The organism is Corallococcus macrosporus (assembly GCF_017302985.1).
GTDB lineage: Bacteria > Myxococcota > Myxococcia > Myxococcales > Myxococcaceae > Corallococcus > Corallococcus macrosporus_A.
The window spans coordinates 363,867-386,098 of sequence record NZ_JAFIMU010000007.1; the positions used below are offsets into that span (position 1 = coordinate 363,867).

Consider the following 22,232-nt stretch of genomic DNA (forward strand, 5'->3'; position numbering starts at 1 on the left):
GACGGGCGCGGCCTTCGTCCCCATGGATCCGGCGTACCCGGCGGAACGGCTCGCCTTCATGCTGGAGGATGCGGGCGCGAACCTCGTCGTCACGCAGGGGCGGCTCGTGTCGCTCCTCCCCGCGACCGGCGCACAGGTGGTGTGCGTGGACACGGAGCAGGCCACCTTCGACCGGTTGCCGCCGCACGCTCCGCCGCGCTCGGTGTGGCCGGACTCGCTCGCGTACATCATCTACACGTCCGGCAGCACGGGGCGCCCCAAGGGCATCGCGGTGGCGCACCGCACGCTGTCGTGGGTGGTGGCGTGGACGCGTCAGCGCTCGCCCAAGGTGGACGCCATCACGTTGCAGTTCGCGTCGCTCAACTTCGACATCTCGTACCAGGAGATGTTCACGTCCTGGTCCGTGGGCAGCTCCGTCGTGATTCCCACGTCGGAGACGCGGCAGGACATGCCCGCGCTGCTCGCGTTCATGGCCCGCCACGGCGTGGAGCGGCTGTTCCTACCGTTCATCGCGCTGCAGAGCATGGCGGATGCCGTAGCCCACGGCGCGCCCGTGCCGGAGCGGTTGGTGGAGGTCGTCACGGCCGGCGAGCAGTTGCAGGTGACGCCCGCGCTCGTGGCCCTCTTCGAGCGGCTGCCCCAGAGCATCCTGGAGAACCAGTACGGCCCTTCCGAGGCGCACGTCGTCAGCGCCTACCGCCTGCGCGGCCCGCCGCGCGCGTGGGAGCGGCTGCCCCCGGTGGGCATGCCCGTGCCCGCGACACGGCTCTACATCGTGGACCCCACCGGCCGCCCCTGCCCCATCGGCGTGCCCGGCGAGGTGATGGTCGGCGGCGGACAGGTGGCGCTCGGCTACCACGCGCGTCCGGAGCTCACCGCGGAGAAGTTCGTCCCGGATCACCTCTCCGGTGAGGCGGGCACGCGGCTGTACCGCACGGGAGACCGCGCCCGCTGGCGCGCGGACGGCGCCATCGAGTTCTTCGGCCGGCTCGACGGTCAGGTGAAGGTGCGCGGCTTCCGCATCGAGCTGGGTGAAGTCGAAGCGGCCCTGCGCGACGCCCCGGGCGTGCGCGCGGCGGCGGCGATGGTGCGCGAGGACGTGCCCGGCGACAAGCGACTGGTGGGCTACGTGGTGCTCCAGCCGGACACGGCCTGGGAGCCGGAGGCGCTGCGCCGCAACCTCGCGAGCCGCCTGCCGGAGTACATGCTGCCCACCGCGCTGATGCGGCTGGACGCGCTGCCGGTGATGCCCACGGGCAAGCTGGTGCGGCGCCTGTTGCCCGCGCCGGACGTGGACAGCCTGCGGGGCGTGGCGCCGCTCGTCACGCCGCGCAACGCGCTGGAGGAACTGCTCGCGGACATCTTCGCGCAGGTGCTGGGCCTGGCCCACGTCGGCATCACCGACAGCTTCTTCGACCTGGGAGGCCACTCGCTGCTGGCCACGCAGGTGACGTCGCGCCTGCGCACGCAACTGGGCGTGGAGGTGCGGCTGCGCGAGGTGTTCGACGCGCCCACGGTGGAGTCGCTCGCCCGCCGCATCGAGGGCCGCGTGCCCGAGGCGGAGCGCAGGCCCCGTCCGCCCGCCATCACCGCGCGGCCCGGCGTCACGTCCGCGGAGCTGTCCTTCGCGCAGCAGCGGCTGTGGTTCCTGGACCAGTACCAGCCCGGCAGCGCGCTCTACAACATGCCCGCCGCGCTGAGCCTGGAGGGCACGCTGGACGTCGCCGCGCTCACCGACGCCTTCACGGAATTGGTGCGCCGGCACCAGGTGCTGCGCACGACGTTCCAGGTCATCGACGGCACCGCCGCGCAGGTCTTCGCGCCCCCCGCACCCTGGACGCTGCCCGTCGAGTCGCTGGAGCACCTGCCGGCGGAGGAGCGCGATGAGGCCGCCGGCGAGCTCGCGAAGGACGAAGCGCGCGAGCCCTTCGACCTGTCGCGAGGACCGCTGCTGCGCACGCGCCTCTTGCGGCTGGCGGAGCAGGAACACCTGCTGCTCGTGACGATGCACCACATCATCTCCGACGGCTGGTCCATCGCCGTGCTCATCCACGAGATGGTCGCGCTGTACGAGGCGCGGCTCGCGGGCCGGGCCTCGCCGCTGCCGGAGCTGCCCATCCAGTACGCGGACTACTCCGCCTGGCAGCGTGAGTGGCTGCGCGGCGAGGTGCTGGACGCCCAGGTCGACTACTGGCGCAAGCAGTTGGAGGACGCGCCACCCGCGCTGGAGCTGCCCACGGACCACCCGCGCACGGCGGACTCCCACAACCCGGGCACGTGGCTGGAGGTGGAGCTGTCCTCCGAGCGCGTGCAGGCCCTGAAGACGCTCTGCCAGAAGGAAGGCGCCACGCTGTTCATGGGCCTGCTCGCGGGGCTCCAGGCGCTCTTGTCCCGCTACTCGGGCCAGGACGACATCTGCGTGGGCGCGCCCGTCGCGGGCCGCACGCAGGCGGAGACGGAGGGCCTGGTGGGCTTCTTCGTCAACACGCTGGTGATGCGCACGCGGCTGGACGGCGACCCGTCGTTCCGTGAGCTGCTGGGCCGCGTGAAGGACGTCACGCTGGGCGCGTTCGCGCACCAGGACGTGCCGTTCGAGAAGCTGGTGGAGGTGCTCCAGCCGCCGCGCATGCCGGAGCGCACGCCGTTCTTCCAGGTGGCGCTGGTGATGCTGAACACGCCCTCGGCGGAGCTCACCGTGCCCGGCATCCAGATGAAGCTGCTGGAGCTGGACAGCGGCACCGCGAAGTTCGACTTCACCTTCACGCTCAGCGAGTCGCCCCAGGGCATCCGCGGCGCGCTGGAGTACCGCACCGACCTGTACGAAGCGGCCACGGCCGAGCGGCTGGTGGGCCACCTGCAAGCGCTGCTCGACGGCGCGGTGGCCCGTCCCGACGCGCGCCTGTCCACGCTGTCGCTGCTGTCCCAGGCGGAGCGGCGGCAGGTGCTGGTGGACTGGAACACCCGTCCGGGCATCTCCGTGGACGCGACGGTCCACGGCCGAGTGGAGGCCCAGGCCGCGCGCACGCCGGATGCCGTGGCGGTGGTGTTCGAAGGGCAGCGGCTCACGTACGCGCAGTTGGAGCGCCGGGCCAACCAGGTCGCCCACCGGCTGCTGGCGCTGGGCGTGCGCACCGGAGACCACGTGGGGCTGTGCGTGGAGCGCTCGCTGGAGATGGCGGTGGGCGTGCTCGCCATCCTCAAGACGGGCGCGGCCTACGTGCCGCTGGACCCCACCTACCCCGCGGAGCGGCTGGCGCTGATGCGCGAGGACGCGGGCATCCGCGCGGTGCTGACGCAGGCGCACCTGGACACGCAGGCGCCCGGTGTCGCGGCGGTGCGGCTGGACACGGAGTCCTCGCTGCTCGCGAGCCTGCCGGAGTCGTCCCCGGCCGTGGCCGTGCCGATGGAGTCGCCCTGCTACCTCATCTACACGTCGGGCAGCACCGGCAAGCCCAAGGGTGTGGCGATGTCGCACGGCGCGCTGGCGCACCTGCTGGAGTGGCAGTGCCAGCGCGCGGTGAAGCCGGACGCGACGACGTTGCAGTTCGCGGCGCTGAGCTTCGACGTGTCGTTCCAGGAGATGCTGTCCACCTGGAGCGCGGGCGGCACGCTGGTGGTGCCCACGGCGGCGGTGCGCCGGGACATGCCCGCGCTCCTGCGCCTCATGGCGGACGCGGGCGTGGAGCGGCTGTTCCTGCCCTTCGTCGCGCTCCAGTCGCTCGCGGACGCCGTCGAGCACGGCGCCCCGCTGCCGGAGCGCCTGCGCGAGGTCATCACCGCGGGTGAGCAGTTGCAGGTGACGCCCACGCTGGTGTCCTTCTTCGAGCGGCTGCCGGGCTGCGTGCTGGAGAACCAGTACGGCCCCACGGAGAGCCACGCCGTCAGCGCGCTGCGGCTGCAAGGCGCTCCGTCGTCGTGGGAGCGGCTGCCGTCCATCGGCGCGCCGCTGCCGGACACGCAGCTCTACGTCGTGGACGCGAGCGGCCAGCCCTGCCCCGTGGGCGTGCAGGGCGAGCTGCTCATCGGCGGCCTGCAGGTGACGCCCGGCTACCACGGGCGTCCGGAGCTGACGGCGGAGAAGCTGGTGCCCGACGCGTTCTCCTCCGTGCCCGGCGCGCGGCTGTACCGCACGGGCGACCGCGCGCGCTGGCGTGCGGACGGGACGCTCGACTTCCTGGGCCGCGTCGACCATCAGGCCAAGGTGCGCGGCTTCCGCGTGGAGCCGGGAGAGGTGGAGGCCGTCCTGCGAAGCCTGCCCGGCGTGCGCGACGCGGCGGCCGTGGTGCGCGAGGACGTGGCCGGGGACAAGCGTCTCGTGGGCTACGTCGTCCTCCCGCCCGACGCGACGTGGGAGCCCGATGCCCTGCGCCGGCAGCTCGCGAGCCGCCTGCCGGAGTACCTGGTGCCCTCCGCGCTGCTGCGACTGGAGGCCCTGCCGCTCACGCCCAGCGGCAAGCTCGCCCGCCGGATGCTGCCCGCGCCGGACGCGGACAGCCTGCGCGGGGAGGCGCCCTTCATCGCGCCGCGCACGCCGCTGGAGCAGACGCTGGCGGATGTGTTCGCGCAGGTGCTGGGCGTGCCCCGGCTGAGCGTGACGGATCACTTCTTCAGCCTGGGCGGCCACTCGCTGCTGGCCACGCAGGTGACGTCGCGCCTGCGCACCGCCCTGCGGCTGGAGGTGCCTCTGCGCGAGCTGTTCGAGTTCCCCACCGTGGAGGGCCTGGCCCAGCGGCTCCAGGGACGGCTGTCCGCCGGGACGCGCAAGGGGCCGGCGTCCACCATCGCGCCGCGCGCCATCGAAGCGCCGGTGTCCTTCGCGCAGCAGCGGCTGTGGTTCCTGGACCAGCTCCAGCCGGGCCTGCCCGTCTACAACATGCCCGCCGCGCTGCGCGTGGAAGGGGCGCTGAACGCCGAAGCGCTCCAGCGCGCCTTCACGGAGCTGGTGCGCCGGCATCAATCGCTGCGCACCACCTTCCGCGCGCGTGACGGCCGGCCCGTGCAGATCATCGGCCCCGCCGCGGTGTTCCCGCTGACGGTGGACGACCTGCGCGGACTGTCGCCGGAAGCGCGCGAAGAGGAGGCGCGGAAGCGCGCTCGCGACGAGGCCCGCACGCCGTTCGACCTGTCGCGCGGACCGCTGCTGCGCGCCGGGCTGCTGCGGCTCGCGGAGAAGGAGCACCTGCTGCTCGTGACGATGCACCACATCGTCTCCGACGGCTGGTCCATGGCCGTGCTGATCCGCGAGCTGGGCGCGCTCTACGAAGCCTTCTCCGCCGGGCGGCCCTCGCCCCTGCCGGACCTGCCGCTCCAGTACGCGGACTTCGCCACGTGGCAGCGCGACGGGCTCCAGGGGGAGCCTCTGGAGGAGCTGCTCACGTACTGGCGCAAGCAGTTGGAAGACGCCCCGCCGACGTCGGAGCTCCCCACGGACCGGCCGAGGACCGCGGACGCGGGTCAGCCCGGCGCGCTCCGGCGGGTGTCGCTGCCGCTGAAGCTGACGAAGGACCTCGCGGCGCTGTGCCAGCGGGAAGGCGCCACGCTGTTCATGGGCCTGCTCGCGGGGCTCCAGGCGGTGCTCGCGCGGCACACCGGCCAGGACGACGTCAGCGTGGGCGCCCCCATCGCGGGCCGCACGCAGGCGGAGACCGAGGGCATCATCGGCTTCTTCATCAACACGCTCGTGATGCGCACGCGGATGGACGGGGACCCGACCTTCCGTGAGCTGCTGGGCCGCGTGAAGGACGTCACGCTGGGCGCCTACGCGCACCAGGAGCTGCCCTTCGAGAAGCTGGTGGAGGCGCTGCAGCCGCCCCGGCGTCCGGGCCTGGCGCCGTTCTTCCAGGTGGCGCTCACGCTCCAGAACACGCCGGCCGTGGCGCTGGAGCTGCCCGGCGTCACGTTCAAGCCGCTGGACACGGTCCTCGGCACGTCCCGCTTCGACGTGTCGCTCACGTTCTCCGAAGGGCCCGCTGGCCTGACGGGGCTCCTGGAGTACCGCACCGACCTCTACGACGAGGCGACCGTCACGCGGATGATGGAGCACCTGCGGCTCCTGCTGGAAGCCGCGGTGGCGCAGCCCGCGAGACGGCTGTCCACGCTGTCCCTGCTCTCCGACACCGAGCGGCACCGCGTGCTCGTGGAGTGGAACGCGACGGGCGTGCCGTATCCGCGCGACACGGCCGTGCACGCCCTGTTCGAAGCCCAGGCCGCGCGCACGCCGGATGCCGTCGCGGTGGAGTTCCAGGGCCGCACGCTCACGTACGCGCAACTGGACCGCCGGACCAACCAGCTCGCACGGCACCTGCGTGGGAGTGGCGTGAAGCCGGGAGCGCGCGTGGCGCTGTTCCTGGAGCGCTCCGTGGAGCAGGTCGTCGCCGTGCTGGGCATCCTCAAGGCGGGCGCGGCCTACGTTCCGCTCGACACCGAGTGGCCCCTGGAGCGGCTGTCCTTCCTGTTGGAAGACACCGGTGCGGCGCGGGTCCTCACCACGGAGGCGCTGGCGGAGCAACTGCCCGCCACGGCTCCCGCGATGTCGTGGATGGACGCGCAATCCGGGCTGCTCGACGCGGAAGCAGGGACTGCGCTCCCGCCGTCCCTGGGAGGCGATTCGCTCGCGTACGTCCTCTACACGTCCGGCACCACCGGCCGGCCCAAGGGCGTCTGCGTCCCGCACCGGGCCATCGTCCGGCTGGTGATGGGCACGACGTTCGTCCGGTTCGGACCGGACGAGGTCTTCCTGCAACTGGCCCCGCTGGCCTTCGACGCGTCCACCTTCGAGCTGTGGGGCTGCCTGCTGCACGGCGGACGGCTGGTGCTCGCGGATCCGAAGGCGGCCTCGATGGAGGAGCTGGGCCGCACGCTGGACGCGCACCACGTCACCACGCTGTGGCTCACGTCCGCGCTCTTCGAACAACTTGCCGCCGCGCAGCCGGAGGCCCTGGCCCGCGTGCGCCAGGTGCTCGCCGGGGGCGACGTCCTGAACCCGGAGCGCGTGCGCGAGCACGTGGCCCGGGCGGGTCTGCTGGTGAACGGCTACGGCCCCACCGAGGGCACCACCTTCACCACCTGCCACGTGATGACCGACGTGAACCAGGTGGAAGCGCCGGTGTCCATCGGGCGGCCCATCGCGAACACGCGCGTGTACGTGCTGGATGCGCTCCTGCGGCCCGTGCCGGTGGGCGTGCCCGGAGAGCTGTACCTGTCTGGAGACGGCGTGGCCTGGGGCTACCTCCAGCAGCCCGCGCTCACGGCGGAGCGGTTCCTGCCGGATCCGTTCGGCGAGGTGCCGGGAGCGCGGATGTACCGCTCCGGGGACCGGGTCCGCTGGAAGGCGGACGGGACGCTGCACTTCCTGGGACGCCGCGACGCGCAGGTGAAGGTGCGCGGCTTCCGGGTGGAGCCCGGTGAAATCGAAGCCGTGCTCTTGAGCCATGCCCTGGTGCGCGAGGCGGTGGTCCAGGCGCGCGACGACATGCCGGGAGGCCGCGCGCTGGTGGCCTACATCGTGCCGCGCGCCATGCCGGCGGGCGGGGGCGCCCAGTTGGACGTCGCCGGCCTCAAGACGTGGCTGCGGGAGCGGCTGCCGGCGTACCTGATGCCCTCGGCCCTCGTGGTCATGGCGGCGCTGCCCCTCACGCGCAACGGCAAGGTGGACCGCCGCGCCCTGCCCGCGCCCGCGACGTCGGGTGCACAGGAGGGCGTCGTCCAGCCGCGCACGGACACGGAGGTCCGGCTCGCGGCGCTGTGGAACGAGCTGCTGGGGACGCAGGGCACGGGCGCGCACGACGACTTCTTCGAGCGTGGCGGCCACTCGCTGCTGGCGACGCAGTTGCTGTCGCGCATCCGCGCCACGTTCGGGGTGGAGCTGCGGCTGCAGGACCTCTTCGAGGCCCGCACGCTGGAGGCGCAGGCGGCGCGGGTGGATGGCACCCTCGCGCGCTCGGTGCGGCTCCAGGCGCCGCCGCTGCGGCCGGTGCCGCGTGAAGGCAACCTGCCGCTGTCGTTCGCGCAGCAGCGGCTGTGGTTCCTGGACCAGCTCCAGCCGGGCCTGCCCGTCTACAACATGCCGGTCGCGCTGCGGCTGCACGGCGTGCTGGACATGGCGGCCCTGGAGCGCGCCTTCACGGAGCTGGTGCACAGGCACGAATCCCTGCGCACCACGTTCGCCTCGCACGGGGGCACGCCGGTCCAGGTCATCTCTCCGCGGGCGGCCTTCCCGCTGCCGGTGGAGGACCTGCGCGGGTACTCCGGACCGGAGCAGGAGGCACTGGCGCGGCGGCTGGCCGAGGAGGAGGCGCGTCAGCCCTTCGACCTCGCGAAGGGTCCGCTGCTGCGGGCGCGCGTGCTCCGGCTGTCGGAGCGGGAGAACGTGCTGCTGGTGACGATGCACCACATCGTCTCCGACGGCTGGTCCATCGCGGTGCTCATCCGCGAGTCGGTGGCGCGCTACGCCGCCACGGTCGCGGGCCAGCCGCTGACGCTGCCGCCGCTGCCCGTGCAGTACGCGGACTACGCGGTCTGGCAGCGCGAGTGGCTCCAGGGTGACGTGTTGCAGGCGCAGCTCGACTACTGGCGCAACCAGTTGGCGGGAGCGCCGGACGCGCTGGAGCTGCCCACGGACCGGCCGCGCGCGCCGGGCTCGCGTCAACCGGGCGCGAGCTTCCACCTGTCCCTGCCCCGGAAGCTGGCGCAGGACGTGACGGCGCTGTGCCAGAAGGAAGGCGCCACGCTGTTCATGGGCCTGCTCGCGGGCTTCCAGGCCGTGCTCTCCCGCTGGGCGTCCCAGGACGACGTCAGCGTGGGCGCGCCCATCGCGGGCCGCACGCGTGAGGAGACGGAAGGACTCATCGGCTTCTTCGTCAACACGCTGGTGCTGCGCACGCGGCTGGACGGCAACCCCACCTTCCGCGAGCTGCTGGGCCGGGTGAAGCGCGTCACGCTGGACGCGTATGACCACCAGGATGTGCCGTTCGAGAAGCTGGTGGAGGTGCTCCAGCCCAAGCGGCAGTCGGAGCACACGCCGTTCTTCCAGGTGGCGCTGGTGATGCTCAACACGCCGACGGCGGAGCTGTCGCTGCCGGGGCTGCGCATCGAGCCGCACGCGGTGGACGCGGGCACCGCCATGTTCGACCTTTCCGTGACGCTCACGGAGAAGCCGGACGCGCTGGAGGGTTCGGTGGAGTACCGCACCGACCTCTACGACCGGAGCACGGTCGAGCGCCTCATCGGGAACCTGCGGGTCCTGCTGGAGGAAGCCTGCCGCCATCCGGAGCGGCGCCTGTCGGACCTGCCCCTGCTCACGGAGGAGGAGCGTCGCCAGGTCCTGGTTGAGTGGTCCCGGTCGCAAGCCGCTGCCCCGCGAGACACGTCCGTGCACGCGCTGTTCGAGGCCCAGGCGAAGGCCACGCCGGACGCGGTGGCCGTGGAGCACGAAGGCCAGACCGTCACGTACGGGGAACTGGATGCCCGCGCGGATGCGCTCGCCCGAAGCCTGAGGGCCCAGGGAGTGCGCACCGGAGCCAGGGTGGCCCTGTTCCTGGAGCGCACACACGCGCTGCCCGTCGCGGTGCTGGGCGCGTTGAAGGCAGGCACGACCTACGTGCCGCTGGATCCGTCCGCTCCGCGGGAACGGCTCACGTTCCAGTTGGAGGACGCAGGCGCCACGGTGCTCCTCACCGAAGCCCGGCTGCGCAACAAGCTCCCGCCGTTCCAGGGCCGCATTGTTGAAGTCGAGTCCACGCTGAAGGCTTCGGTCGCGAGCCCGGCGGTCACGGGATTCAATGCCGCGTCCGCGCTGAAGCCGTTCTCGTCAGAAGCGCCGCATCCGGCTTCGGGCGTAAGCCCGGCGGTCACGAGACTCGATGCCGGATCCACGCCGACGTCCTCGTCGAAGGGAGCACCGAGCCCGGCGAGCGTCATGAGGCTTGAGGCCGCGTCGACAGTGAAGCCGTCCTCGACGGAAGCGGCGCTTTCTGCCTCGGCCTCGAGCCTTGCTGCTGCGGTCCAGGCACTGGCCGAAACCACCGAGCAGCCCTCGGTGAACGCCGTGCTCCCGGACGTGCCCGCGGACCTGCCCGCTTACGTCCTCTACACGTCGGGCAGTACGGGCCAGCCCAAGGGTGTGCTGGTGTCCCATCGCTCGCTCGTGAACCACGCGACGTGGATGGGTTCCACGTTCGCGCTGAAGGCGGGCGACCGGCAGCTCCAGCTCGCCGCGCTGGGCTTCGACGCCTCGGCGGCGGAACTCTTCTCCACGCTGCTGTCCGGTGCGACGCTCGTGCTCGCGCCTCCGGATGTGCCTCGTGACACCGCGCTCCTGGCGGACGTGCTGTCGCGCCAGCGCATCACCGTCCTCCAGGCCGTGCCCTCCGTGCTGCGCTTCCTCGCGGCGGAGCCCGCCCTGAAACAGGCCATGCACCTGCGCTGGCTGTTCTGCGGCGGTGAAGCGCTGACGCCGGACCTGGCCACGCGCCTGCGCTCCGTGCTGCCGTCGGTCCAGCTCGTCAACGCCTACGGCCCCACGGAATCGACCATCGATGCCACGTGGTCCCCCGTCACCGACGACGCGTCCGGTGCCACGGTGCCCATCGGCCGGCCGGTGGCCAATGCCGAAGCCTACGTGCTCGACGCCTCGCTTCGCCCTGTCCCCATCGGCGTCCCGGGCGAGCTGCTCCTGGGCGGTGTGCCCCTGGCGCACGGCTACCTGGGCCGCCCCGCCCTCACCGCCGAGCGCTTCATTCCCCACCCCTTCGCCACCGAGCCCGGCGCCCGCCTGTACCGCTCCGGTGACCGGGTCCGCTGGCTCGCCGATGGGCGCCTCCAGTTCCTCGGCCGGCTCGACCAGCAGGTGAAGCTGCGCGGCCTGCGCGTCGAACCGGGCGAGGTGGAAGCCGCGCTCACCCTCCACCCCAACGTCCGCGAAGCCGCGGTCCTCGTGCGCGAGGCCGGAACCCACGGCCCCACGCTGGTGGCCTATGTCGCGCCCCACACCGCGCGCCCCGTGGACGCCGAAGCCCTGCGCACCTTCCTCCAGCGCTCCCTGCCGGAGGCCCTGGTGCCGTCGGACTTCGTGCTGCTGGAGGCCCTGCCCCTCACGGCCAGCGGCAAGGTGGACCGCCGCGCGCTCATGGCGATCCAGCCCCAGCGCGCAGTCACCGCTCGCATCGCTCCGCGCACGGAGACGGAAGTCCAGCTCGCCGCCCTCTGGAACGAAGTCCTCAAGCAGGACGCGGTGAGCGCGACGGACGACTTCTTCGCCCGGGGCGGCCACTCGCTGCTGGTGGCGCAGCTGGCGTCGCGCATCCGCACGGCCTTCCAGGTGGAGCTGCCACTCCAGCTCCTCTTCGAGGCCCGCACGCTGGAGGAACAGGCGCAGCACCTGGACGTCCTCATGAAGGGCGGCGCTTCGCTCCAGGCGCCGCCACTGCGCCCCGTGCCGCGTGAAGCGCGCATGCCGCTGTCGTTCGCGCAGCAGCGCCTGTGGTTCCTGGACCAACTGGAGCCGGGCACCTCCACGTTCAACGTCCCCGTCGCCCTGCGCGTGGAGGGCACCCTGGACGTGGGCGCGCTGGAGCACTGCTTCCAGGAAGTGGTGCGCCGCCATGAGTCCCTGCGCACCGTCTTCCAGGACGGCCCGGAGGGACCGTCGCAGGTCATCCTGCCCGCGCTCACGCTGCCGCTCGAACAGGTGGACCTGAGCGCCCTGCCGCAAGACGCCCGCGAGGCGGAGGCCCACCGCCTGGAGGTGGAGGAGGCCCTGAGGCCCTTCGACCTGGCGAAGGGTCCCATGCTGCGCGCCCGGCTCCTGCGCCTGAGCGACACTTCCCACCGCGTGCTGATGACCATGCACCACATCGCGTCCGACGGCTGGTCCATGGACGTGCTGGTGCGCGAGGTCAGCGCGCTCTACGTCGCCCACCAGCAGGGCCGTCCCTCGCCGCTGCCGCCCCTGGCCATCCAGTACGCGGACTACGCGGTCTGGCAGCGCCAGTGGCTGCAGGGCGACCTGCTGGAGAAGCAACTCGATTACTGGCGCCACCAGCTTGCGGGAGCCCCCGCGGTGCTGGAGCTGCCGCTGGACCGCCCCCGTCCCGCCGTGCGCGCCCACCGGGGCGGCATCGTGGCGAGGACGACGGAGCCCGCCCTGATGAAGGGCCTGGAGCAGCTGGCCGTGGACCGCAAGGCCACGCTGTTCATGGCGCTGATGGCGGCCTTCCAGGGCCTCCTGCACCGCTACAGCGGCCAGACGGACGTGGTCGTGGGGACCGACGTGGCCAACCGCGACACCGCGGAGACCGAAGGCCTCATCGGCTTCTTCATCAACCAGCTCGTCGTGCGGCTGCGCATGGACGGCAACCCCACCTTCGTGGAGCTGCTGGAGCAGGCGCGGCGCGTGTCCCTGGACGCCTACGAACACCAGGCTCTCCCCTTCGAGGAGGTGGTGCGTGCCGTCAACCCGGAGCGCAGCCGCGCGCACGCGCCGCTGTTCCAGGTGAAGCTCATCCTCCAGAACACGCCGCACACCGCGCTGGAGCTGCCTGGCCTGACGCTGAGCGTGGACGCCACGAACACCGCCGCCGCGAAGCTGGACCTGACCGTGTCCATGACGCCCACGCCGGAAGGACTGGTGTGCGCCTGGATGTACGACCGAGACCTCTTCGACGAGGCCACGGTCGAACACATGGCGGACCGCTTCCACGCGGTGCTCGCGAGCATCGTCTCCCACGCGGGAGCCCTGCGCCTGTCGGACTTCCCCCTGCTGCCGGTGGCGGAGCGGCAGCGGCTGCTGGGCACGTTCAACGACACCGCGCTCGCTTACGCGGAGCGGTGCATCCACGCGCTCATCGCGGAGCAGGCGGCGAGGACGCCGGATGCGCTGGCGGTGGTCGCGCCGGATGGGACGCTCACGTACGCGGCGCTGGAGCGGCGGGCGAACCAACTGGCGCACCTGCTCCAGCAATACGGCGTCGCGCCGGAGACGCGCGTGGGCCTGTTCGTGGAGCGGCGGACCCATGCGCTCGTGGGCCTGCTGGGCATCCTCAAGGCGGGCGGCGCCTACGTGCCGCTCGACCCCGGAGCCGCCAGTGCGCCGGAGCGGATGCGCCAGGTGCTCAAGGGCGCGGGCGTGCAGGTCATCGTCACCGACGAGGCCCTGGCGGACGAGCTGCCCTCGCAGGGCGAGCTGCTGGTGAGCCTGGACGCGGACGACGGACTGCTGGACGCGCAGCCGGTGGAAGCGCCCGTCACTGGCGTCCTGCCGGGGCACGCGGCCTACGTCATCTACACGTCGGGCAGCACCGGCCAGCCCAAGGGCGTCGTCATCGAGCACCGCCAGCTCGCGGGCTACGTGGCGGGCGTCAGCGACCGGCTGGCGCTGCCGGAGGGCCTGTCCTTCGCGACGGTGTCCACGCTGGCCGCGGACCTGGGCCACACGGCGGTGTTCCCCACGCTGTGCAGGGGCGGCGCGGTGCACCTGGTGGACCGGGACACGGCGTCGGACGCGGGGAAGCTCGCGGCGTACGGCCGGACGCATGAGGTGCAGGGTTTGAAGATCGTCCCCACGCACCTGGAGGCGCTGCTCGCGGGCCAGGACGCGGCGGACCTCCTGCCGGGCCACCGGCTGGTGCTGGGCGGAGACACGGTGTCGTGGGCGCTGGTGGAGCGCGTCCACGCGCTGTCACCGGACTGCGAGGTGTTCAACCACTACGGCCCCACGGAGACGACGGTGGGCGTGCTCGCGCAGCGGGTGGAGCGCGGCGCGAGGACGCAGGGCACGCGGTCGGTGCCGCTGGGCCGGCCGCTGGGCAACGTGCGCGTGTACGTGCTGGATGCGTACGGGCAGCCGGTGCCCACGGGCGTCCCCGGTGAGCTGTTCATCGGCGGCGCGACGGTGGGCCGCGGCTATCAGGGCCGGCCGGACCTGACGGCGGAGCGCTTCGTGCCGGACAGCTTCGGCGCGGAAGCCGGCGCCCGGCTGTACCGCACGGGCGACCGCGTGCGGTGGCTGCACGACGGCCGCATCGAGTTCCTGGGCCGCGTGGACCACCAGCTCAAGATTCGCGGCTACCGCGTGGAGCTGGGTGAAATCGAAGCCGTGCTCGCGCGGCATCCCGCCGTGAGCGAGTGCGTGGTGGTGGCCCGCGACGATGCTGGCCAGGGCCGCCAGCTCATCGCCTACGCGGTGGGCCGGTCCGGGTCCGAGCAGGCCCTGGACGAAGCGGTGCTGCGCGGACACCTGACGAAGCTGCTGCCGGACTACATGGTGCCCTCGGCGTTCGTGGTGCTGGACGCCCTGCCGCGCACGTCCAACGGCAAGGTGGACCGCAAGGCCCTGCCGGAGCCATCGCGCTCCGGTGAGGACACGGGCCACGTCGCGCCGCGCACGCCCACCGAGGAGCGGCTGGCGGCGCTCTGGCAGGAACTGCTGGGCGTGCCCCGCGTGGGCGTGCACGACAGCTTCTTCGACCTGGGCGGCCACTCGCTGCTCGCCACGCAGGTGGTGGCGCGGGCGGGCGCGCTGTTCAACGCGAGGCTCGCGGTCATCGACCTCTTCGAGGCACCGACCCTGGAGGGGCTGGCCGCGCGCATCGACGCGGGCACGAGCTCGGACTCGCCGCTGGTGGTGCTGCGCAAGGGAGGCGCACGGACGCCCTTCTTCTGCGTGCACCCGGTGGGCGGCAGCGTGCTGGGCTACCTGGAGCTGGCGCGGCGCATGGGCGAAGACCAGCCCTTCTACGGCCTCCAGGTGCCGAGGGACGGCGCGGGCCCGACGGTGGAGGCCATGGCCACGCGCTACCTGCAGGCCGTGCGCGGCGTGCAGCCCACGGGTCCCTACCGCCTGGGCGGCTGGTCCATGGGCGGACGCGTGGCGTACGAGATGGCGCGGCAGCTCCGCCTGGAAGGCGAGACGGTGGAGCTGCTCGTCGTCATCGACGCGCTGGGCGAGGAGCCCGCGCCCACGCAGGCCCTCACGCAGGACGAGGCCGTGGGCCAGCGCGTGCTGGAGTTCGCGGATCACCTCACGCGGCTCGCGGACGTGCATCCCCGCGCCGCGGAGGTGCTGGGCCTCGTGGATCCGGTAGAGCTGCGCTGGGTGCTGGAGGAGATGCCCGGTTTGGACCTGGGCCTGGAGGAGGCCGCGTGCGAGGAGCTGCGCGAGCTGTGGCACCGCTTCGGCGGGAACCAGGCGGCATCGCGGGCCTACGTCCCCGGGCCGTATGACGGAAGCCTGGTGCTGCTGCGCGTGGCGGAAGGGCCGGAGGCACCGGAGGACCTGGGCTGGCGCGCGCTCGTGCACGGAGGCCTGACGGTGCACACCGTGCCGGGCGACCACTTCACCCTCATCCGTCCGCCCCACGTGGACACGCTGGCCGAGCGCCTGCGCGCGCTGCTCACCGGAAGGAATGGCTAGCCGCCCCATGGCCCGACACTTCACGCAGGCCCAGCACGCGTCCCTGCGCGCGTTGCTGGGCGCGGCTCCGGGAGATGGCGCGGAGGCCCTGGCGCACCGGGCGCCGGTGCCGTTCCGCGACGTCCAGCGCATCCTCGCGCTGCCGGAGCTGCCCTATGTCCACCTGCTGGGCGAGGACACGTGGCTCCTGGGAGGCCGCATCCTGCGCTGGCTCACCCACGACACGCGCCCCGGCGGCGACTACGACCTGTTCTGCGCTTCGTTCCAGGCGCTGGAGCGGACCGCGAGGCACATGCTGGCCACGGGCTACACGCCCTGCCGGAGGCACGTGGCCACGGCCTGGGGTCCCTGGCTGAGGGACCGCATCCAGCGCCGTGACGACCACGCGCCCTGCAAGGAGGCCGTCCCCACCGCAGAGGCCGCGCTCCAGGAACGGCTGCGGCTGCGGCGCTTCCCGGACGGCCGGGAGATGTACGCGCTGGAGCTGCACTCCCCGGAAGGAGACCTGCTCCAGCTCGTGCACATCCCGGCCCTCTTCACCGGGAGCGGCGACGCCAGGAGCCAGCAGCTGGCCTTCACGGACCTGAGCATCTGCCAGTTCCTCCTGGACGGCCGCCTGCTGCACGCGGGACCCTACGCCTGGGCGGATCTCCTTCGACAGCGGGTGCGGGTGGTGCACATGGTCCGCCCGCGCATCACCGCCGAGCGCCTGGTCAAGTACGCCGGCCGGGGCTTCTGGCCCGATGCTCAATCCGTGCGCACGGTGTTCCAGGCCGTGCGCAGGGGCTGAGCGGCGCGCTCCTGTCCGCTCAAGGCCAGGTCGGTTCCGGCTCCAGGCAAAGCCGGCCGGTGCAGCAGTCGACGCGGCACGTCTGCGCGTTCTCGTTCGGACCGCAGATGCCGTCACCGCAGTTCGAGATGATGAGGCCGCAGTCCAGCCGGCAGTTGCTGGAGGTCTCCAGGCCGTTGCAGGTGCCGTCGCCACAGAAGGAGCCGCAATCATCGAAGCAGGTGGCGGTCGTCTCCGAACCATTGCAGGTCCCGTCGCCGCACCACGTCGTCTGGAGGGTGCAGTCCTGGGGGCAGGTGCTGGTGTTCTCGTTGCTGTTGCACACGCCGTCACCGCAGTAGTCGAGGACGAGGCCACAGTCCTGCGGGCAGTTGAGGCTCGTCTCGCGCCCGCTGCACACCCCGTCACCGCAGAACGTGAGCGTTCTGCAATCCCAGGGACAGTTGGTGCTGTTCTCTCCGTTGAGGTGATCACAGTCGCCATCACCGCACAGGTAGCGGCCCATCCCGGCCTCGACCTGCGCCAACTCCGACTCCGACTCCACGGGCCCGCACGCAGCGAACAGACCGAGCGACAACCCAGCAATCATCACAGCGAAACGCGACTTCATCTGTACCTCCAGGGGAAGGGGACACGCGTGCCAATACACAGACAATGCCAACCACCCCACCCCTCCCAGGACCTGGACTTTGTGGCGCAATCCGCCACATGAAACGGATTGAACCCACGTTCTGTGGCTCGATCCGTTACACCTGGCCGGAGGACGCGGGCCTTGCCGCATGGAGGTCCATGATCGCCCTGCTGACTTCATCCGATCAGGGGGCTAGCATCGGGTGCATCCCCCCGCTGAAAGCCGACTCCGCTGAACGCCACCGAACCGCGTCACCTCGCCGGCCTGGACCTGCTCCGGTGCCTGGCCATCCTCATCGTCGTCGTCTTCCACTACCCGCGTCCCGAAGGTCACGAGCTCTACCAGGCGTTCGCCAACTTCGGCTGGACGGGCGTGGAGCTGTTCTTCGTGCTCAGCGGCTTCCTCATCGGCTCGCAGCTGCTGGAGCCGGTGTCGCGCGGTGAGACGCCGTCGCTCAAGCGCTTCTACCTGCGGCGCTCCCTGCGCATCCTTCCGTCCTTCCTCGTCGTGCTGGCGCTGTACCTCTTCGTGCCCGCCTGGCCCGAGATGCCCGTGGTGACACCCGCGTGGCAGTTCCTCACGTTCACGCAGAACTTCGGCCTGCGCCGCAACGGCTTCTCCCACGCGTGGTCGCTGTGCGTGGAGGAGCACTTCTACCTGGTGCTGCCACTCACCGTGCTCGCGCTGCGCAAGCACCTCCGCGCGCCGTCCCTCATCGCCCTCGCGGCGGCCGTGATGCTCGGAGGCATGCTCCTGCGCGGCGGGCTGTGGATGCAGCACTTCTCCACGCTCGGGCCGGGAGAGCCCGGGTGGCGCGAATACGACAAGCTGCTCTATTACCCGACGTACGCGCGGCTCGACGGGCTGACGTGCGGCGTGCTGCTCGCGGCCCTGCGCGTGTTCCGGCCCGCGGCCTGGGAGCGCTGGACGCGCGGTGCCCGCGCTGGAGGGATGGCCGTCGTGGGACTCGCGTGCCTGGGCGGCGTGCTCTTCATCAACGAGGAGCACTACCGCTACCTCCCCTATGTCCTGCTGTCCTTCCCCCTGGCCTCGCTGGGCTTCGCGGCGCTGCTGATGGCGCTGTCGGGCCCCTCGGCCTCGCGCGTCTGCGCGCGCATCCCGGGCGTGAAGACCTTCGCGGTCCTGAGCTTCACCGTCTACCTCACGCACAAGGCCGTGCAGCACGGGGTGCGTGACGCGCTCGCGCCGCATGGCATGGACGCGTTCCACGTCGTCACGGTGCTGGGCGGCGCCGTGGCGGTGCTGCTCGCCTCGCTCGCGCTGCACCATGGCGTCGAGCGGCCCATGCTGAAGCTGCGCGAGCGGCTGGAGCGCAGGCTCCTCTCCCGGAAGCCGCTGCCCCAGCCCGCCGTCTCCTGAAGGCCGCCCGCGCTTCTGCGCGACAGAAGCCGCGCACGGGGCACGCCCTGGGCCCGGACGCCGCGTGCGCGTTAAACGTCGCGCATGCGCCCCTTCCTGACGGCGACGTGGCAGTACCTGCTGATGCTCAACTACGAGGTGGATCCGGCGGTGCTGCGGCCCCTCGTCCCCCGTGGCACGGAGCTCGACGCGTGGCAGGGCCGCACGTTCGCGAGCATGGTCGGCTTCCGCTTCCTCGACACGCGCGTGCGGGGACTCGCGGTGCCGTTCCACCGCGACTTCGATGAGGTGAACCTGCGCTTCTACGTGCGCCGCCTGGGGCCCGAGGGCTGGCGGCGCGGCGTGGTGTTCGTGCGTGAAGTCGTCCCCCGGCTCGCCATCGCCACCGTGGCGCGCGTCCTCTACAACGAGCCCTACGTCGCGTGCCCCATGCGCCACGCCGTCGCCATGGACGGCGCGGACACCGGCGCGCCCGGCCACGTCGAGTACGCCTGGAAGTCCCACGGCCGCTGGCACCAGCTGTCGGCCCGGACGCTCGGCGCACCGCTGGAGAGCACGCCCGGCTCCCAGGAGGAATTCATCACCGAGCACTACTGGGGCTACACCGCCCAGCGCGACGGCGGCTGCGCCGAGTACCGCGTGGAGCACCCACGCTGGACCGTGTGGCGCGCCCGGGAAACCGCCTTCGACTGCGACGTCGCCCGCTTCTATGGCCCCGCCTTCGCCGGGTGCCTCCAGGGCACGCCCCACTCCGCCTTCGTGGCCACCGGCTCGGAAGTGGCCGTATTTCCTGGAAATGAACTCCTGCCCTTGCCAAGCCCGTAGAAATCAATATTCTCAAACTCGAAATTGATTTTCTAAACCCCATGACGACTCCCAAGCCCACCTGGCCCGTGCCCACCCGCTGCCCCGTCTGTGGAGGCGGCACCGTCATCGAGCGGGTCCGCTGCGACGGGTGCCACTCCGCGGTGGAGGGGCGCTTCACGACGGGCTGGGTGCAGCAGTTGTCGCCGGAGCAGCTCGCGTTCGTGCGCGTGTTCATCGCGTGCCGGGGGAAGATCAAGGACGTGGAGCAGGCCCTGGGCCTCTCCTATCCGACGGTGGTGTCGCGGCTGGACGACGTGGTGGAGGCCCTGGGCCAGGCGCCCGGAGTGGCCCCGCCTCCGCCGGCGCCGCCTCCTCCGCCTTCGCCCCGTGAGCGCGGCTCACCGCGCCGGGCGCAGATTCTCGATGACCTCGCGGCCGGGCTCATCGACGCGGACGAGGCCGCTCAACGTCTCAAGAAGGCACGGGAGTAACCACCCATGATGGACCCTGAAGCCACGCCGTCCTCCGACGCCTCGTCGTCTTCGCGCGACGGCGCCCAGCGCCACGCGATTCCGTGGGGTCAGCACGCGGAGCTGGAGCTGCACGCGCTCGCCGCCACGCTCGTCGTGACGCCGCTGCCGGAGGGCGAGAAGCCCTACCTGGTGACGCACGGCCGGGTGGAGGCGCGCATCCAGGAGCACGGCCGGGTGACGAAGGTGGAGCTGGTGCCGCGCGAGGCGGGCTTCCTGTCGCTGTTCTGGCGCCAGGGCGGACAGGCGGAGCTGTTCGTGCCGCCGGACGTGAAGGCGAAGCTCCAACTGGACGCGGGCGCCGTGCGCATCGCGGGGCTGAAGGACTGCGAGCTGGACCTGTCCACCGACGCGGGCACGGCGAGCCTGCGCGACGTGCACGGCAAGCTGACCCTGCGCACGGGCGCGGGCCGCATCATCGGCGAGCGCGTGGGCGGCACGTTCCACGTCCACGCCGCGGCGGGCGCGGTGAAGCTGGACGTGGACGCGCTGGACGTGGGCGAGCACCGCATCGGGACGCAGGTGGGCGCGGTGGAGCTGCGCCTGGTGTCCGGGCTGGACCTGAACATCTCCGCCCATACGTCGCTGGGCTCCACGCAGACGCGCTACCCGTCCAACCCGCAGGCGGCCACGACGCTCCTGCTGGAGACGGAGCTGGGCTCGGTGCGCGTGCGCGAGTCGGGCCGCTCGCGCAATGAGGACGCGGAGGGCTGGGAGGAGGACTCGCTGCGCTGGCAGCGTCAGGCGGAGCGCTGGCAGCGCCGCGCGGAGCGCCACGCGAACCAGTGGGCCCACGCGTGGGCGAACTCCTGGGGCGCGCCGTCCTGGGCCAATCCAGGCTCGCCGCACCACCGGCCGCAGCCCCCCGCGCCGCCCCCGCCGCCGCAGTCCCGAGGCATCCCCGACCAGGAGATGCGCCGCGTGCTGGACCTGGTGGAAGCCGGCAAGCTCAGCGCGGAGGACGCCCAGAAGCTGCTCAAGGCGATGCAGCGGTGAGGCCGCTTCAGGCGCCCTGGGTGAGGAAGCGGAAGGGACGCACGCAGTCCTCGCGGGTGCACCGGAAGAGGTAGCCCCGGCCGTTGTCACCGAAGTCCAGGCCGAAGGGCATCGCGGCCAGCTGCGCGACGAAGCGCATGGGCGCGTCACAGCACTCCGGCGTCGCCTCGCCGTTGAGCCACCCGGGCACGCCGCCCACCTTGCTCTCCGGCGCCTCCGCCTGCGCGCGGTCCAGCGCAGCGAGCTGCTCGTCGGTGGCCTCGTTGACGTCCACCGACAGGGCCTCGGTGTCCTCGGTGGCGGGCTCGAAGCCGAGCGTCCATTCCGCGTACGGCTTCACCGGCTTCGACGGCGCGCTCACCGACGGCGTGCCCGCCTTCACCGGCACCGCCGCGTTGGCGCCCTCCTCCGGGTCCCAGCGGAAGCAGGCCGTGTCGGGGTTCTCGCACTGGAAGACGTGGACCGACGCGTGAGGCGCCAGGTCCAGCCGTCCCTCGACGTGCGGCAACTGGAAGAGGAAGCGCTGCGGCCCGCCGCACATGGCGCAGGCGGGCCACTCCAGGGGTCCCGGCGCCTCGGGCGTGCCCCCCACCTTCAAGAGGGGGACACCGGTGCGGCCTGGGACGAGCGCCCAGAGGGGCGCGAGCGGACGGGACATGCCGCGGACTCTAGAAGTCCGCGATGCGGTCGGCCAGCGACGCGTCGTCCACGAAGGGGTTGCGGTTCTGCTGGTAGGTCTCGATGACGTCGTTGCGCTTCACTTCCGCGGCGTCCACCTTGTCCAGCGTGTTCCACTGCTTGAGCACGGCCTCGTCGTCCGCGGGGATGTGCTTGTTGTAGACGGTGGAGAAGTAGAACAGCGCGCGCGCCACGTTGCCCTTGTGCGCATCGGGCGGCTCGAAGACGGTGCGGCCCTTCTCGTCGGTGCCGAACTTGGCGCCGTTCTCCTCCCACTTCACGTTCTTCACCGTGCCGAAGGGCCAGTTGCCGCGGATGGAGTTGGCCTTGCTGTCGGTGGGGAACAGGTGGTGCAGGTCCGCCTTCGCCGCGCCCGTGGCGCCCTTGGACTGGGGCCAGGTGTGCTCGGTGTTCATCACGTTGCTGCTGGGAATCTTGTTCGTCTTCACTTCCTTGCCCGTGTAGACGCACGTCACGACGCCGTCGTGGTTGTCCAGGGTGGTGAAGATGACCTTGCGCGCGCCGTTGTAGCCCAGGTCCTTGTGCTTGCTGACCGCGTCGTGGATGGCGTTGATCAGCGCCTGGTCCTTCAGCCCGTCGTAGCGGGGATCCGCCTTGGACGGCGGAACGTCCTCCACCGGAACCTGCGGCGGGGGCACCGGCGTCGTCGGGGCCTTCTTGGCCGAAGGGCCGGCCTCGAACGTGGACACCGAGGAGAACGCCTTCGGGGTGACACGGGCCGTGTTGGCCGGGGCCGACGCGGAGTTCGTCGAGGGGCGGGTCGCGGAGAGCGGGCGGGACGGGATGATCATGACGAGCCCTCGGGATTCGAGGTGGGGGATGACCCATTTTCGTCCAGACACGGGCCGGGTTGCGTGACGCGCCGCATTTTCCCACCGCGCCGGTTGGTTTTTCCGTCCGGCGCGGGAAAAGCGGGGCTCATCGCCGGTACCAGGGCGGCCCGGGGGCCCGGATTCCGGGGCCGGGCGGCGAGGACGGGGGGCGCGCTAT

General features: G+C 72.0%; 9 protein-coding genes (1 of these 9 only partly in view). 6 read left to right on the top strand and 3 right to left on the bottom strand.

The genetic code is table 11. From position 1 onward, the window contains the following. Positions 1–15,409, top strand: the 3' portion of a protein-coding gene (locus JYK02_RS13760; protein ID WP_207051382.1) for a non-ribosomal peptide synthase/polyketide synthase. The gene continues 13,814 nt to the left of window position 1, outside the view; only the last 15,409 of its 29,223 coding nucleotides appear in the window; the start codon falls outside the window, past its left edge; it ends in the stop codon at positions 15,407–15,409. 7 nt (positions 15,410–15,416) lie between these two features. Next, positions 15,417–16,199 carry a hypothetical protein gene (locus tag JYK02_RS13765; protein WP_207051383.1) on the top strand — a complete coding sequence of 261 codons (783 nt, stop codon included), beginning with the start codon at positions 15,417–15,419 and terminating at the stop codon, positions 16,197–16,199. Positions 16,200–16,218: 19 nt separating this feature from the next. Here the strand turns inward: JYK02_RS13765 and JYK02_RS13770 are convergent, their stop codons facing one another. Next, on the bottom strand, positions 16,219–16,809 hold the full coding sequence (locus tag JYK02_RS13770; RefSeq protein WP_207051384.1) for a hypothetical protein: 591 nt from the start codon (positions 16,807–16,809) through the stop codon (positions 16,219–16,221). Positions 16,810–17,100: 291 nt separating this feature from the next. Here JYK02_RS13770 and JYK02_RS13775 point away from each other — a divergent pair, with 291 nt between their 5' ends. The 4 genes from JYK02_RS13775 to JYK02_RS13790 all read left to right on the top strand — a co-directional run bounded on the left by JYK02_RS13775 (position 17,101) and on the right by JYK02_RS13790 (position 20,543). Beyond that, positions 17,101–18,210 carry an acyltransferase family protein gene (locus tag JYK02_RS13775; RefSeq protein ID WP_207055115.1) on the top strand — a complete coding sequence of 370 codons (1,110 nt, stop codon included), beginning with the start codon at positions 17,101–17,103 and terminating at the stop codon, positions 18,208–18,210. An 84-nt stretch (positions 18,211–18,294) separates the two neighbouring features. After that, positions 18,295–19,035: a YqjF family protein gene (locus tag JYK02_RS13780; protein ID WP_207051385.1), complete on the top strand. Its 741-nt coding sequence runs from the start codon at positions 18,295–18,297 to the stop codon at positions 19,033–19,035. A 41-nt stretch (positions 19,036–19,076) separates the two neighbouring features. Beyond that, a complete protein-coding gene (locus tag JYK02_RS13785; RefSeq protein ID WP_207051386.1) occupies positions 19,077–19,508 on the top strand; it encodes a DUF2089 domain-containing protein in 432 nt (143 codons plus the stop codon). Between the two features lie 6 nt (positions 19,509–19,514). Beyond that, the gene (locus JYK02_RS13790; protein WP_207051387.1) at positions 19,515–20,543 is read left to right on the top strand and encodes an SHOCT-like domain-containing protein; all 1,029 of its coding nucleotides are present in this window, start codon (positions 19,515–19,517) and stop codon (positions 20,541–20,543) included. Positions 20,544–20,550: 7 nt separating this feature from the next. Here the strand turns inward: JYK02_RS13790 and JYK02_RS13795 are convergent, their stop codons facing one another. Next, complete coding sequence (locus JYK02_RS13795) at positions 20,551–21,201, bottom strand: hypothetical protein (protein WP_207051388.1); 651 nt, start codon at positions 21,199–21,201, stop codon at positions 20,551–20,553. A 10-nt stretch (positions 21,202–21,211) separates the two neighbouring features. Next, positions 21,212–22,033 carry an endonuclease I family protein gene (locus tag JYK02_RS13800; RefSeq protein ID WP_207051389.1) on the bottom strand — a complete coding sequence of 274 codons (822 nt, stop codon included), beginning with the start codon at positions 22,031–22,033 and terminating at the stop codon, positions 21,212–21,214. Positions 22,034–22,232 lie beyond the last annotated feature (199 nt).